14 protein-coding genes are annotated in these 14,608 nt (G+C 43.7%); 8 read left to right on the forward strand and 6 right to left on the reverse strand.

From position 1 onward, the window contains the following. The coding region (locus L3V36_RS14060) for a hypothetical protein (RefSeq protein ID WP_237296678.1) at nt 1-180 on the reverse strand (180 nt) is incomplete at its 3' end. A gap of 89 nt (nt 181-269) precedes the next feature. Between L3V36_RS14060 and L3V36_RS14065 the strand changes: the two genes are divergently transcribed. After that, nucleotides 270-704 carry a DUF2753 domain-containing protein gene (locus tag L3V36_RS14065; RefSeq protein WP_004734047.1) on the forward strand — a complete coding sequence of 145 codons (435 nt, stop codon included), beginning with the start codon at nt 270-272 and terminating at the stop codon, nt 702-704. A gap of 95 nt (nt 705-799) precedes the next feature. On the opposite strand, the gene L3V36_RS14070 is transcribed toward L3V36_RS14065, so the two are convergent. Beyond that, nucleotides 800-1,681, reverse strand: coding sequence for an OmpA family protein (locus L3V36_RS14070; RefSeq protein WP_102481776.1), 882 nt, complete (start codon nt 1,679-1,681; stop codon nt 800-802). Between the two features lie 188 nt (nt 1,682-1,869). Here L3V36_RS14070 and rnt point away from each other — a divergent pair, with 188 nt between their 5' ends. Together rnt and L3V36_RS14080 are read left to right on the forward strand one after the other, a co-directional pair. Then, nucleotides 1,870-2,514, forward strand: coding sequence for a ribonuclease T (gene rnt, locus L3V36_RS14075; RefSeq protein WP_017061178.1), 645 nt, complete (start codon nt 1,870-1,872; stop codon nt 2,512-2,514). Between the two features lie 65 nt (nt 2,515-2,579). After that, nucleotides 2,580-3,905 carry a Na+/H+ antiporter family protein gene (locus L3V36_RS14080; RefSeq protein ID WP_208775003.1) on the forward strand — a complete coding sequence of 442 codons (1,326 nt, stop codon included), beginning with the start codon at nt 2,580-2,582 and terminating at the stop codon, nt 3,903-3,905. A 248-nt stretch (nt 3,906-4,153) separates the two neighbouring features. Here the strand turns inward: L3V36_RS14080 and L3V36_RS14085 are convergent, their stop codons facing one another. Further along, on the reverse strand, nt 4,154-4,783 hold the full coding sequence (locus L3V36_RS14085; RefSeq protein WP_061024369.1) for a DsbA family protein: 630 nt from the start codon (nt 4,781-4,783) through the stop codon (nt 4,154-4,156). A 97-nt stretch (nt 4,784-4,880) separates the two neighbouring features. Beyond that, complete coding sequence (locus L3V36_RS14090; protein WP_017076187.1) at nt 4,881-5,219, reverse strand: Grx4 family monothiol glutaredoxin; 339 nt, start codon at nt 5,217-5,219, stop codon at nt 4,881-4,883. Nucleotides 5,220-5,488: 269 nt separating this feature from the next. On the opposite strand from L3V36_RS14090, the gene sodB reads away from it, so the two are divergent. From sodB to L3V36_RS14105, 3 genes are all read left to right on the forward strand, one after another. After that, entirely contained in the window at nt 5,489-6,073 is a 585-nt protein-coding gene (gene sodB, locus L3V36_RS14095) for a superoxide dismutase [Fe] (RefSeq protein WP_004734050.1), read from the forward strand. Nucleotides 6,074-6,360: 287 nt separating this feature from the next. Further along, nucleotides 6,361-6,864, forward strand: a complete 504-nt coding sequence (locus L3V36_RS14100; RefSeq protein WP_004734051.1) for a VC2046/SO_2500 family protein — start codon at nt 6,361-6,363, stop codon at nt 6,862-6,864. 278 nt (nt 6,865-7,142) lie between these two features. Further along, entirely contained in the window at nt 7,143-7,826 is a 684-nt protein-coding gene (locus L3V36_RS14105; protein WP_004734052.1) for an SDR family oxidoreductase, read from the forward strand. A gap of 190 nt (nt 7,827-8,016) precedes the next feature. Here L3V36_RS14105 and adhE read toward each other — a convergent pair whose 3' ends face one another. After that, nucleotides 8,017-10,722: a bifunctional acetaldehyde-CoA/alcohol dehydrogenase gene (gene adhE, locus L3V36_RS14110; protein ID WP_017079534.1), complete on the reverse strand. Its 2,706-nt coding sequence runs from the start codon at nt 10,720-10,722 to the stop codon at nt 8,017-8,019. Between the two features lie 638 nt (nt 10,723-11,360). On the opposite strand from adhE, the gene L3V36_RS14115 reads away from it, so the two are divergent. Further along, nucleotides 11,361-11,999: a YchE family NAAT transporter gene (locus tag L3V36_RS14115; protein WP_004734056.1), complete on the forward strand. Its 639-nt coding sequence runs from the start codon at nt 11,361-11,363 to the stop codon at nt 11,997-11,999. Between the two features lie 149 nt (nt 12,000-12,148). Further along, complete coding sequence (locus L3V36_RS14120; RefSeq protein WP_029405983.1) at nt 12,149-12,991, forward strand: ion transporter; 843 nt, start codon at nt 12,149-12,151, stop codon at nt 12,989-12,991. Nucleotides 12,992-13,129: 138 nt separating this feature from the next. Here L3V36_RS14120 and asd read toward each other — a convergent pair whose 3' ends face one another. After that, nucleotides 13,130-14,248 (reverse strand): aspartate-semialdehyde dehydrogenase, encoded by a 1,119-nt coding sequence (asd, locus tag L3V36_RS14125; RefSeq protein WP_017079532.1) that lies wholly within the window; start codon nt 14,246-14,248, stop codon nt 13,130-13,132. Nucleotides 14,249-14,608 lie beyond the last annotated feature (360 nt).

Consider the following 14,608-nt stretch of genomic DNA (forward strand, 5'->3'; position numbering starts at 1 on the left):
ATCATTAATTATGTTTAGAGCTTGAGAAACATCCATAAAAAAATCCAAGTGCATTAAATACACTTGGATTTTGACAGCTCTGAAGGATCCTTCAACCGATCGCTTTGGCTTTAACTGATCGGCATTAAGCACTGTGCTCGCTTCTTTTTTATGTTTCCACGCACGAACAATACCCTTCACCAATTATTATTAACAATCTCACCAATGAAACTTTACATGATAATGATTATCATTTAAATTAACCACCTATTGATTAGTGAGGTAATACAATGATTAGCGAATGGGAAAAACACACGTTACTTGCCGATACTGCATTGCAGCTCGACGATCCTGTACGAAGTATTCTTCACTATCAGCAAGCACTGAACTTAAGCGAAGAAATCACTGAGCGTACCGATATTCAGGCTGACGAACGCCTACTGATCTCGGTGATCTCTTGTCACAATCTCGCACAATTCTGGCGATGGGCTGGTGATACCGAATACGAGCTCAAGTATCTTCAATTGGCTTCAGAAAAAGTGCTGACACTGATCCCGCAGTGCCCTAACACTCAATGTTCCAGCTTTATCGATTCTATTGGTTGCTGTAAGAAAGCGCTGATCGATTTCATGAAACGCCATCCCAATCCTAAAATTGCTTCTATGGTAGAAAAGATCGATACCGCGACCAACTGTGAAATGATCGCTCGTTTCCGCTTGAACTAAACGAGTTACGTTTAGACAATGGCTCCAAATTTTAAAGACAAAAAAGCCCGTCATTACGACGGACTATCTGATTTCAAAACAAGCAATTATTCTGATTAAACCTGCGTACGACCTAAAGAGATAACAACGCGTCGGTTCTTGTCTTTACCAATTGGCGAATTGTTGTCTGCAATCGGGCGACGTTTACCATAGCCCTGAACTTGGATACGATCTTCTGGCAAGCCTAAAGATTTGAAGTACTCTCTTAACGATTCTGCTCTGCGCTCTGAAAGGTTTTGGCTAATACCTTTGCTGTCGACAGAATCGGTGTACGTTGCCACCAGTACAAGATCGATGTCTTGGTTATAGCGAACGTAATCGGCGATCTGGCTCAGCCTTTTGCGCGACGACTTGTTCAGCTGATCACTATTACGATCGTAGTGCAAAATCGTGAAAGAGATATCTTCAAAGCTGTAAGGCAACAGGTTAGCAACACAGTCACTGAACACATTGTATTTTTCTTGGAATAACACCGACGACAGCGACACTTCGATTCGCTGATCTCGGCTCTGCCACTCTTGGTAACTGAATGTCGGGTAGCGCCCTTTCTCCAACTCACTCAAGATTCCCCACGCCGTTTGACCGCCAACGTAGCCATCAAATTGTTGGAAGAACTTAATGGTTGTCATGCGATCAGCACTTTCACCCGGACGCCAAGGTGGCGGCATCGAAATCAAGCTGACATTACGCGTAGCACCCATTGGGCGACGCATTTTAAGCTCAAAGTCCAAAATGATTTTTTTACTCGCGCGAGATGAAAACTCAGCATCACCAAAATTTGGGATAGGGTGAACCAAGCGGCATTCGAGTGGCGTGTTAGCCACCATCTCCCACGTTGACTGTTGAGGAGATGCTCCATAACGCTTTTCTTGTGCCATTACTGGTAACGACATAAGTAGCGAAAATAGCATTGAACCTGTTATGAGTTGTTTCTTCATAAAGTGGAGTATCTCTTAAGCAATTCGTTTAACAATGCAGCCAATTGCCGCATTTTTCTCTCACGTTTAAATATGCAATTATCAAGCCGCAATGGATTAGGTAATTTATGATTTATTGCCCTTCCCTAGTTTTTATCACTGCTATTATCTGCAATAATGCAGCCTTAATCACACTTATTTGGGCTAACATGACTGTAGAAAACGAAGCTCTGACCCTAAAAAAACGCTTTCGCGGCTATTTTCCAGTGGTCATCGACGTGGAAACCGCAGGGTTTAACGCTGAAACCGATGCATTATTAGAAATCTGTGCCATTACATTAAAAATGGATGAGAACGGAGATCTGCACCCTGCATCAACGCTTCATTTTCACATTGAGCCTTTTGAAGGCGCAAATATAGAGCAGGCAGCATTAGACTTTAACGGAATTAAAGACCCATTTAGCCCATTACGTGGTGCTGTGTCGGAACAAGAAGCCCTTAAAGAAATCTACAAGCTAGTGAGAAAAGAACAAAAAGCTTCAGATTGCAGTCGCGCAATCATGGTTGCTCACAACGCTACATTCGATTTGAACTTCGTTAATGCAGCAAGTGAGCGCTGTAAGCTTAAACGCGTCCCTTTCCATCCATTTGCTACTTTTGACACTGCAGCTCTTAGTGGTCTTGCCTACGGTCAAACCGTTTTGGCTAAAGCTTGCCGCACTGCAGGGATGGAATTTGACAACAAAGAAGCACACTCTGCTTTGTATGATACGCAAAAAACCACAGAGTTATTTTGCGGCATTGTAAACAAATGGAAAGCCCTTGGTGGTTGGCCTCTTGTTGACGAAGAATAAAAAATAGAGTCGGTAAACGTTCACTCGTATTGCCTTCATAAAAAACACAACATCCCGAGAATAATATGAATCCTGTTGTAATTTCAGTTTGCATCATGCTTGTTTTAGCTTTGATGCGCGTAAACGTAGTCGTTGCTCTCACGTTCAGCGCAATTATCGGTGGCGTAGCCTCTGGTATGGGCTTGAACGACGCAGTCGCGGCTTTCGAAAGTGGATTAGGTGGCGGTGCAACTATCGCACTTAGCTACGCTATGCTTGGTACATTCGCTGTTGCTATCTCACGTTCTGGTATCACAGACCTGCTTGCTCAAAGCGTCATTAAGCGTATTCACGGTAAAGAGAACAGTGCAGCATCTAATGGTCTAAAATATGGCATCCTAGCGTCTTTGATCCTAGTGACCATGTCTTCGCAAAATGTAATCCCTGTACATATCGCCTTTATCCCAATCTTAATCCCACCTCTATTAGGCGTATTCGCAAAAATGAACCTAGACCGTCGTCTGGTTGCGTGTGTACTTACTTTTGGTCTGATTACTCCGTATATGGTTCTACCTATCGGTTTTGGTGGCATCTTCCTAAACAATATCCTACTTAAAAACCTTCACGACAACGGTCTTGAAAACGTAGTAGCAAGCCAAGTACCAATGGCAATGTTGTTACCAGCTGCAGGCATGATCTTTGGCCTTCTTACGGCAGTGTTCTTTACTTACCGTAAGCCACGTCAATACAAAGAAACGTCTCATACTGTTGTTTCAACCGAAGTGAAAGAGATCAACAAGAAGCACATCCTAGTGGCTGCTGCTGGTATTGTTGCTGCGCTAACGGTTCAACTATCGACAGGTTCTATGATCATCGGTGCTTTGGCTGGTTTCATGGTATTCACCTTCGGTGGTGTAATCGCTTGGAAAGAGACACACGATGTCTTCACTAAAGGCGTTCACATGATGGCAATGATCGGTTTCATCATGATTGCAGCGGCAGGTTTCGCGGCAGTTATGAAGCAAACAGGTGGCGTTGAATCTCTGGTTGAAGCACTTTCAACCAGCATTGGCGACAACAAGCCTCTAGCAGCACTGCTTATGCTAATCGTTGGCCTATTGGTAACAATGGGTATCGGCTCATCGTTCTCTACGATTCCAATCCTTGCGACTATCTACGTTCCTCTTGCGGCAGCATTTGGTTTCTCACCAATGGCAACCATTGCTTTAGTAGGTACAGCCGCAGCGCTAGGTGATGCGGGCTCTCCTGCTTCTGACTCAACATTAGGTCCAACATCGGGTCTAAATGTTGATGGACAGCATGAGCACGTTTGGGAAACCGTTGTACCGACATTCTTACACTACAACATCCCACTGATCGTATTCGGTTGGGTTGCGGCTATGGTTCTGTAATTGGGTTCTTTAGCTAAGAATCAATACGCAATAAACCGTAAGTAGTAAGCTGTAAGCTGTAAGCTGTAAGCTAAAGAAAGACATTGTAAAGACCGCCTCGTGCGGTCTTTTTTGTTCCTGAGATTCATTCCACTCTTCCTTCCTCTTCCTCTCACTCTCAATGAACCGGCAACGCCAAACAAAAAAGGCTTACTCTGATGAGTAAGCCTTGGAAATAATTTGCTTTAATACAGACAACTCTCGCTGAATTATACAGCGGGAACGTTATTCACCAATACTTCGCGAATAGACTTAAGCGTCGCTTCCGTTGAATGGTAATCCAGTTCTACTGCCGTAAAAATACCGTTAACTTCAAGCATTAACGTCGGGTAAGAATGCACACCGATCGCTTCTTTAAAGCCTAACTGGTCATCTAATTCGCTTTCCAATAACTTACTAGAAAGATCATTTTCAAACTGTTGTACATTCATCCCTAGCTCTTCCGCTAACTGCAAATGCGTTTCTTGACTGTGTGGCAACATCGCACGAAGGTAGTAAGCGTGTTGAATTGCTTCAAGCATCGCTTCGTAATGGTCTTGAAAACCAGCAGCGATCACGGCACGACAAGCAGGGTAAGTGCTGCGAACTGGTTGGCATTCAGTCCAAAATTCGTGGTTGAACTCAGTACCCAACTTAGCTTCAATCTGCTTCCAGATAGCTTGCAGCTTACCTTTCATCTCTTCTGACATTGGATCTTCAGAATCAGGGGCCAAACCACCAACTACGTAGTTAAACTCAATACTCGCAGGTAGCTGCTGTTTTAAGAGTTCTAATGTTGGCTTATAACCCCAGCACCAACTGCACATTGGGTCATGCACATAATGAAGTTTTACGTCCATTGTTCATTCCTTATCGAGTCTTTCAAACCATTCAAACAAAAAAGGAGCCTCATTAAGGGCCCCTTCCATTCAATATTTAAGCGCAAAGGCTTAAAGCTTACTCAGCGTCGTCGCCAGCTACTTTAGCAGCCGCTTCTTTAACGATTGGCTGAAGTTCGCCTTTTTGGAACATCTCAAGAATGATGTCACAACCACCGATCAGCTCACCGTCAACCCAAAGTTGTGGGAACGTTGGCCATTGTGCGTAAGCTGGAAGCTCTGCACGGATGTCAGGGTTTTGTAGGATATCTACGTAAGCAAATTTTTCACCACATGCCATTAGAGCTTGAGATGCTTGAGAAGAAAAACCACAGCTTGGCAGCTTAGGAGAACCTTTCATGTAAAGTAGAATGGTGTTTTCTTCAATTTGCTGTTTGATTTTATCGATAGTTTCCATTGCTTCCTCGTTAATGGATTACGGCTTTTATTGCCTTTATTCTACCCCAAACCAAAAGAATAAAAACCATATAAAAAAAGCGGTTTACGAGCTAAGCTAACAATTCACACAAAAGTGATGAATTAAGCTTTTAATAAAGTAAAAACTTGCTAAACTATATCGCAAGTCAGCAAATTGACCATGGTTGGCTGTAAAGCGAACCATGAATAATAATATCACTGGAAGCAATCGAAAGAGTTAACTCTTTCATATCAATGGAGAATTGAGCAATGGCATTTGAACTACCGGCTCTTCCTTACGCGAAAGACGCGCTAGAACCACACATCTCAGCAGAAACGCTAGATTTCCACCACGGTAAGCACCACAACACTTACGTTGTTAAGCTAAACGGTCTTATCCCAGGTACTGAGTTTGAAGGCAAAACACTAGAAGAGATCGTTAAGACTTCTACTGGTGGTGTTTTCAATAACGCTGCTCAAATCTGGAACCACACGTTCTACTGGCACTGTCTTGCTCCTAAAGCAGGCGGCGAACCAACTGGCGCTGTTGCAGAAGCTATCAACGCTGCATTCGGTTCTTTCGAAGAATTCAAAGCGAAATTCACTGATTCAGCAATCAACAACTTCGGTTCTTCTTGGACTTGGTTAGTTAAGAAAGCTGACGGTTCTCTAGACATCGTTAACACTTCTAACGCTGCTACTCCTCTAACAGAAGAAGGTGTTACTCCACTTCTAACTGTTGACCTATGGGAACACGCTTACTACATCGATTTCCGCAATGTTCGCCCTGACTACATGGCTGCATTCTGGAACCTAGTAAACTGGTCTTTCGTAGAAGAGAACCTAGCTAAGTAATTATTACTTACGCTGCGCTATTTATAGCGAGTTATCTATTGAAAGCTCATGCCTCGGCGTGAGCTTTTTTGTATCTGTCGTATTCCACAAAATCTAGACCTTTCTTAGCCTATTAACCTATTAACCTATTAACCAGTTAACCAGTTAACCAGTTAGCCAAGAGAGCTTACTTCTCGACCAACTCCTAGCACTCTTCCCCGCCCTGCATAAATTCTCTATTTGCCTGTAATTAAACACTAAAGTTTGCCGACTCCATGCCGTTAAAGGTGTATCCAATGAGAGGCAGCATGCAAATACATACTTTAGACAAAGCAGGAATCATCAACGAACTGAAGTTCGGCATCGGGATCAGCCAAGCGGTTGAGCAAGGTCGCCGTGCAGATTTCGCGTTGCTGTTGTCTATGTTTTCTAATGACGTTCGTGATTGCACGCCGATTGACACCATTGAAGTCACAGAAACAACTGAAGATCGCCTACGTAAACACTTCGGCGTGGCAGAACCGCAACAGCTGCGTTCGAACCAATCTTCGTATGAAATTTCAGCTCAGCAATCTAATCATTTTCATCAAGCTAGCCTTGCCAGCGCAAAACTCAGCCATTACTTGAAACCGGAAGCGCTTGCCTTCATGCCTGAAGATACAGCCGACTTACCCGAAGAGGTTTACCAAAACCTTTCTGGTCATGACCGACGTAAATTGGCAAACAAACAGGTTCCTGATTTGCCACTTGCTACGCTCTACAATGAACTATCAACTGCTCAGCGTCAGTACCAAATTCAAGCTCAAGTATAGCTGTCACTTACCTTTCCTCTTTTTCGTTCTCTATCCACTGCTATTCTTGATTAGTTCGCGCATTTCAAATCATTCACATGCGTGATATGAACCACCAGCCTTGGGTGAACATGAAATACGAGTTGTCGATTACTACTTGAAGTTACTGCGAAATGTGAGCTGCCACTAAGTTCATAAAAACTTATCAATTGGCACGCCTTAGTTTGAACCTCTTCACACCCATTGTATGAAATTTAACCCATCCTTATCCGACATGGACGATTTATTTAGGTGCTGGGATGGAAATAAAAAGCTCAATCATATTGGTGACATCTGCAGGCTCGCAACTCGGAGGGACGATTGCGAACCACTTTGTTAACCTTGGAGCCACAGTCATCCTTTGTGATAAAGACACGGAAGCACTTCAAGCGACCTATTTACAATGTGCTCGTTTTTCTGACTCGGTTTACCACTACACGCTCAAAAGTAATGACAACCAAGCAATTCTCAGCGTGTTTGATTTTATTCAAACCACCTTCAACACTACGCCCGATGTACTGGTCAATAATTGGATAAGCTCCCCGATGCCAAGCCTAATTGGCGATCAACCTGTCAGTAGCTTTATCAATGATCTTTCTTCTATGGCTACGACTCTTTTCGCATTTGGGCAAATCAGTGCCGAGAGATTGCGAGAGGAGGATAAAGAAGGCGTTATTGTGAATGTGATCTCTCACGATGACTTCCATGACGTGTCCGGCTTAGAAAGTGCGAACTCAATGATTACTGGCTTTACCCATAGCTGGGCCAAAGAACTGACTCCATTTGGTATTCGAGTCGGCGGTGTTGTCCCTGCAATCCATAACTCCGATGGCAAGCTCAACCGATGCCACTGGGCTCAGCTGCAAGATGAACTGACCAGAACAACGGAATACATCGTCTCTAATGATTACTTTAGTGGGCGAGTGGTCGCTGCTGAGGTTTAGTTCTTCCCCGATGCCAAGCACATTTGAGCCATTCATTTCTAATCGAGTGACATTTCTCTAGCCTTTCAAGCCGCGTAGATCAGGCAACAAACATAAAAAAAGCCCCAGTCTCTCGACTAGGGCTTTGATCTTTTCCCGATAGATAAGGTTCGTGCTAGCGAAAACTTATCTCAAAACTAATGCTTACTTATTACGCGTTAGCTTTTTCTTTTTTAGCTTTTGGCGCTTTCGCGTCAGCTGGCTTTTGGTCAGCTTTCTTAAGAATCACTGTAGTGCCTTCGAAAGTTTCACCTTCAACGTAAGGAGTACCGAAGTAAGACGTTGTTAGTACTTCTTTTAGCTCAGTGATTAGTGGGTAACGTGGGTTAGCACCTGTACACTGGTCATCGAACGCTTCAACAGCTAGCTCGTCTAGTTTAGCAATGAAGTCAGACTCGTTAACACCCGCAGCTTGGATTGATAGTGGGATGTCTAGGTCGTTCTTAAGCTCTTCTAACCAAGTTAGTAGACGTTCAATCTTCTGAGCAGTACGGTCACCAGCTTGGCTTAGGCCTAGGTGGTCAGCAACTTCAGCGTAACGACGACGTGCTTGTGGGCGGTCGTACTGAGAGAATGCAGTTTGCTTCGTCGGGTTATCGTTCGCGTTGTAACGTACAACGTTTGAGATAAGTAGTGCGTTAGCAAGACCGTGTGGTATGTGGAACTCAGCACCAATTTTGTGAGCCATTGAGTGACACACACCTAGGAATGCGTTCGCAAAGGCAATACCAGCAATCGTTGCAGCGTTATGTACTTTCTCACGAGCGATTGGGTCTGCTGAACCGTTTTTGTAGCTTGATGGCAGGTATTCTTTAAGCATCTTAAGAGCTTGTAGAGCTTGACCATCAGAGTATTCGTTCGCAAGAACTGATACGTAAGCTTCAAGAGCGTGAGTTACGGCATCGTAACCACCGAACGCTGTTAGAGACTTAGGCATGTTCATTACTAGGTTAGCATCAACAACAGCCATGTTTGGCGTGATTTCGTAATCCGCTAGTGGGTATTTAGCACCAGTCTTGTCGTCAGTAACAACGGCGAAAGGCGTAACTTCTGAACCCGTACCTGAAGTTGTAGTGATACATACAAGCTCAGCTTTTTTACCCATTTTAGGGAACTTGTAGATACGTTTACGGATATCCATAAAGCGCATTGCAAGTTCTTCGAAGTGAGTTTCTGGGTGCTCGTACATAACCCACATGATCTTAGCAGCATCCATTGGAGAACCGCCACCTAGAGCAAGGATTACGTCAGGCTGGAAGCTCTTCATTGCTTCAGCGCCTTTCTCAACAACAGACAATGTTGGATCCGCTTCTACATCGAAGAATACTTGAACTTCAATACCTTGAGATTTCAGGATTTGTACTACGTCATCTGCGTAACCGTTGTTGAACAAGAAACGGTCAGTTACTAGGAATGCGCGTTTCTTACCTTCTAGGTCGCTCATTGCGATTGGAAGGCTGCCACGACGGAAGTAGATAGACTTAGGTAGTTTGTGCCACAACATATTTTCAGCTCGCTTCGCTACAGTTTTCTTGTTGATAAGGTGCTTAGGACCTACGTTCTCAGAGATAGAGTTACCACCCCATGAACCACAACCAAGAGTTAGAGAAGGTGCAACGTTGAAGTTGTACAGGTCACCGATACCACCGTGAGTAGTAGGGATGTTGATTAGGATACGAGCCGTCTTCATCTTGTCACCGAAGTAACGAATACGATCTGCGTTTACGTCTTGGTTAGTGTAAAGACCAGACGTGTGACCGATACCACCGATTTCAACCATCGTTACCGCTTGAGCAACAGCGTCTTCGAAATCGTCTGCGCGGAATAGACCTAGAGTTGGAGACAGTTTCTCGTGAGCGAATTCGTCATCGTAAGAAACTTTACCAAGACCTTCACCTACAAGAACTTTAGTATCAGCAGGAACTTTAACACCCGCCATTTCAGCGATTGCTGGAGCAGGTTGACCTACGATTTTAGCGTTTAGGTTGCCGTCGATAAGAAGAACTTTACGTACTTTATCTGCGTCAGTTTTAGATAGAACGTGAGCTTTGTGAGAAGCAAAACGCTCTTTAACTTCGTCATATACTTCGCTAACTACGATTGCAGCTTGCTCAGAAGCACATACTACGCCGTTATCGAATGTTTTAGACATAAGAATAGATGCTACAGCACGTTTGATGTCAGCTGTTTCATCGATAACTACAGGAACGTTACCAGCACCAACACCGATAGCAGGCTTACCAGAAGAGTATGCTGCTTTAACCATGCCTGGACCACCAGTAGCTAGGATAAGCGCGATACCGTCGTGCTTCATAAGCGCGTTAGAAAGCTCTACAGATGGTTGGTCGATCCAACCGATGATGTCTTTTGGTGCGCCCGCTTTAACAGCCGCGTCTAAAACAAGTTTAGCAGCGTCGTTAGTAGAATTCTTTGCACGTGGGTGTGGCGAGAAGATGATGCCGTTACGTGTCTTAAGAGAGATTAGAGATTTGAAGATTGCTGTAGAAGTTGGGTTCGTTGTTGGAACGATACCACAGATGATACCTACAGGCTCAGCGATAGTCATTGTGCCTAGGCTGTCATCTTCTTCTAAGATGCCACATGTTTTTTCGTCTTTGTATTTGTTGTAGATAAATTCAGATGCAAAGTGGTTTTTGATAACCTTATCTTCAACAATACCCATTCCAGATTCAGCAACTGCTTGTTGTGCAAGTGGGATACGAGCGTGGTTAGCAGCAAGAGAAGCTGCACGGAAGATTGCGTCTACTTTCTCTTGAGAGAATGTTGCAAATTCTTCTTGTGCTGCTTTAACGCGAGCTACTAGAGCATCAAGTTCCGCTAAGTTAGTTACAGGCATGGTGGATCTCCTAAAATAATAAATATTAAAAACTTTTTATTAAATTCGCTGCTTGCTTTTAACCTTAAACATCAGCGTTCTTAGTAAATTGCTTTCAGGACTGAGTATATTATTTCACTGTGTGAAAAAAATTGACCCAGATCAGTTACCCAAAAAGAATTAACCAGAAAGTAGTAAGGCAATCGCAAAAATCAACTTAAGAGCATGATTTACATAGATTAAAATCACACTTTTCGTTAGCGCAAAAAACAAGCAAACAGACAACTTTTTTCTACATAGCGTCATAAACTGTAAAAAAGTTTCATTTTTAGTCCGTTAAATTACATGTATACAGCTATATTCGTGCTACTGAGAGTATATCCATACCGTTGCAGCGGCTAGATTCTGACATAATTTTTATTAAATTCGTGCGATGGTTAACAGTTACTCAATAACAAGTTACAAAATGAAACACTAACAACTAGCTTTCAACAAGGCGAATACAAAAGTGAGATTCAATTAGTTTTTCTAAAAAAAATCCCCTATTTCAGGTTAGTTTTTTTCATTCGTGCAAATTCAGTTTGTCCCTTACATTACGCGCTCTGACTATTCTCAGATCAACACTTCTACTTTAAGTACGCTAACTGGAGACCGCTCTCATGCAAGGCTTAGAACTCGCAATTTTTATGCAATTCTTCCTTGGGCTTGTTGCTGCCGTAAACCCTATCGGCATCATGCCTGTTTTTGTTTCTCTTACGGCTCATATGCCGCCAGAAGAGAGGAACAGGACAGCCTTACAAGCAAACATTGCTGTTGCCGTTATCCTGATTGTGTCGCTTGTTGCGGGGCAAATGCTGCTTGATATGTTCAGCATCTCGCTAGATTCATTTCGTGTTGCAGGTGGTTTGCTATTGCTGAGCATCGCATTTTCGATGATGAGCGGTAAGCTCGGTGAAGATAAACAGAACAAACAAGAGAAATCTGAATACATCAGCAAAGAGCAAATCGGAGTTGTTCCACTGGCTATGCCGCTAATGGCGGGTCCGGGTGCAATCAGCTCGACCATTGTTTATGGGTCTCGCTATCCAGCAGCCATTGATACCGTAGGCATCGGCATTAGTATCATCGCGTTTGCAACATGCTCTTGGCTTCTGTTCCGTTCAGCGCCGGTTATCGTTCGCTTTTTAGGTCAAACGGGTATCAACGTGATCACTCGTATCATGGGCTTGATTCTTGGCGCATTGGGCATCGAGTTCATCGCCAATGGCCTACGTAATCTGTTCCCAGGTTTGGCATAACGTTTAACGGCATTTCGGTTGCTCTATAAAGGGCAACAATATTGAAATATAGATGAGGCGAGTAAAGCAATTGGGCTTTCACTCGCCTCGTTATTATGAAGCTTGTATAATGATTGTTAATGCATTTAACAGAAGATGAATCTTTCCTTATGTCACGCAAGCCACTAAAGCATCATTTGTACGTCATTATCTTTGGTACTCACACGCCAGCCGGACGTGCATTTGATATCTCTCTGATCGTTGCAATCTTGGCTTCGCTGTTGGTTCTGATCTTAGAGTCCATCCCTAATGTGATGACCGAATGGTCACAGCAGCTGCGTTATATCGAATACACCTTTACAGCCCTCTTTACTCTCGAGTATTTGTTGAGACTTTATTGCTCTCCAAAACCCAAATCCTACGCCACCAGCTTTTATGGTGTCGTTGACCTATTGGCGATTCTTCCAACCTACCTAGCGATCATCTTCCCAGGCGCTTCATTTATGGGTGTAGTGAGACTGCTGCGTGTGATGCGTATCTTCCGAATCCTAAAACTGGTTCGCTACCTGCAAGATTCCAATATCTTGTTGCGCTCACTGTTGATGGCACGACGAAAGATACTGATCTTCTTCAGTACAGTGGGTATCTTGGTCGTTATCTTCGGCGCTCTTATCTTTGTTATTGAAGGACCAGAAAATGGCTTCACCAGTATTCCCCACAGTATTTATTGGGCAATTGTAACCATCACTACGGTTGGCTACGGTGACATGATCCCCCAAACCGCGTTAGGTAAAGCGATCGCTTCGCTTACCATGCTATTGGGTTACTCTATCTTGGCGGTGCCAACCGGGATCATTACCGCAGAACTCAGTAATGAGATGAACTCACACAAAGAGTTGGTTAAGTGCCCGAACTGCAACCGAGCGGGTCATGATTCGGACGCGATGTATTGCAAGCACTGTGCGAGTGAATTGGCAGACCCAGACAAGCGTGTCGTTACCGACGAGGAATAAAAGCAGACACGAGATGCGAAGAGATTTAAGGGCAGTTTCGAGGGCCGAATAACGAGATATCAATAAACTAAAAAGGGTTGACGTTTATCGTCAACCCTTTCGGTTTATCAGCTAATAGAATTTAAGCAATCTTGCCTATTACGCTTTCTCAGCAAGGATAATGCGCAAAGTACGACGTAGTGGTTCTGCAGCACCCCAAAGTAATTGGTCACCGACAGTGAACGCGTTCAGGAAGTCGTTACCCATAGACATCTTACGCAGACGACCTACTGGTACAGACATAGTGCCTGTTACTTTCGCTGGCGTTAGCTCCTGTGCCGTGATGTCACGGTCATTAGGAACCACTTTAACCCAATCATTGTGCGTCGCGATGATCTCTTCGATCTCGTCCATTGGCACGTCTTGCTTAAGCTTGATTGTTAGTGCTTGAGCATGACAACGCATTGCACCGATTCGTACACAAGTACCATCAATCGGGATTGGCTGACCATCTAGGCCAAGAATCTTGTTCGCTTCAACACCTGCTTTCCATTCTTCTTTGCTTTGACCATTTTCACGCTTCACATCGATCCATGGGATTAGTGAGCCCGCAAGCGGAGCACCAAATTGGTCTGTTGGGAATGAAGATGAACGAATGGTATCAGCGACTTTTTTATCAATATCAAGGATGGAACTTGAAGGGTTTGCTAGCTCTGAACTTACGCTATCGTTGATCACACCCATTTGTGAGATCAGTTCACGCATGTTCTTAGCACCTGCACCAGAAGCCGCTTGGTAAGTCATGGCACTCATCCACTCGACCATGCCTTTCTCGTAAAGGCCACCCAAAGCCATAAGCATTAAGCTCACAGTACAGTTACCACCAACGAAAGTGTTAGTACCGCCGTGAATGCCTTGCTGAATTTGAGCCAAGTTAACAGGATCAAGAGTGATGATTGAATCAGCGTCCATACGTAAGGTAGAAGCCGCATCAATCCAGTAACCTTTCCAACCTGCTTGACGCAATGCTGGGTATACTTTTGATGTGTAATCGCCACCTTGACAGGTAATCACAGCATCAAGCTGTTTTAGGCTATCAATATCAAAAGCGTCTTGAAGTAGACCCGCATCTTTACCACCTAGAACAGGGGCAGGAATACCAATCTGAGATGTGCTGTAATAAACAGGCTCAATCAAGTCGAAGTCTTTCTCTTCAACCATACGTTGCATTAGTACAGAACCAACCATACCGCGCCAACCAACTAGACCTACTCTCATCGCTCACTCTCCATGTATAAATTAAAAATTGCTCTCCCCCATCTATAAGTTTTTCAGAAACAGAACTCAAGCGCTTTTTGTCAAAAAGTGTAACTTTTTCGTTTCTTTTAAGTGAACGTAATGAATCGTGCAGTTATCTCTGTATCGACATTCAATGTCAGGACCATTGTTAAAGCACCCATTATCGTCAAATTCAAACATTTACATCGCCAAAACCGCTTGAATCGACACCCATCACAAACAGTAAATCCCTCTTTTAAACCAAGGTTAATCAGAATTATATTTTACAAAACGAAAACAACGTGCGACAAACTTCAACATGTAACAATCATGAATTTAACAAAATTTCAGATTATGAAA

It is taken from the genome of Vibrio sp. G-C-1, assembly GCF_021728015.1.
Taxonomy (GTDB): Bacteria; Pseudomonadota; Gammaproteobacteria; order Enterobacterales; family Vibrionaceae; genus Vibrio; species Vibrio splendidus.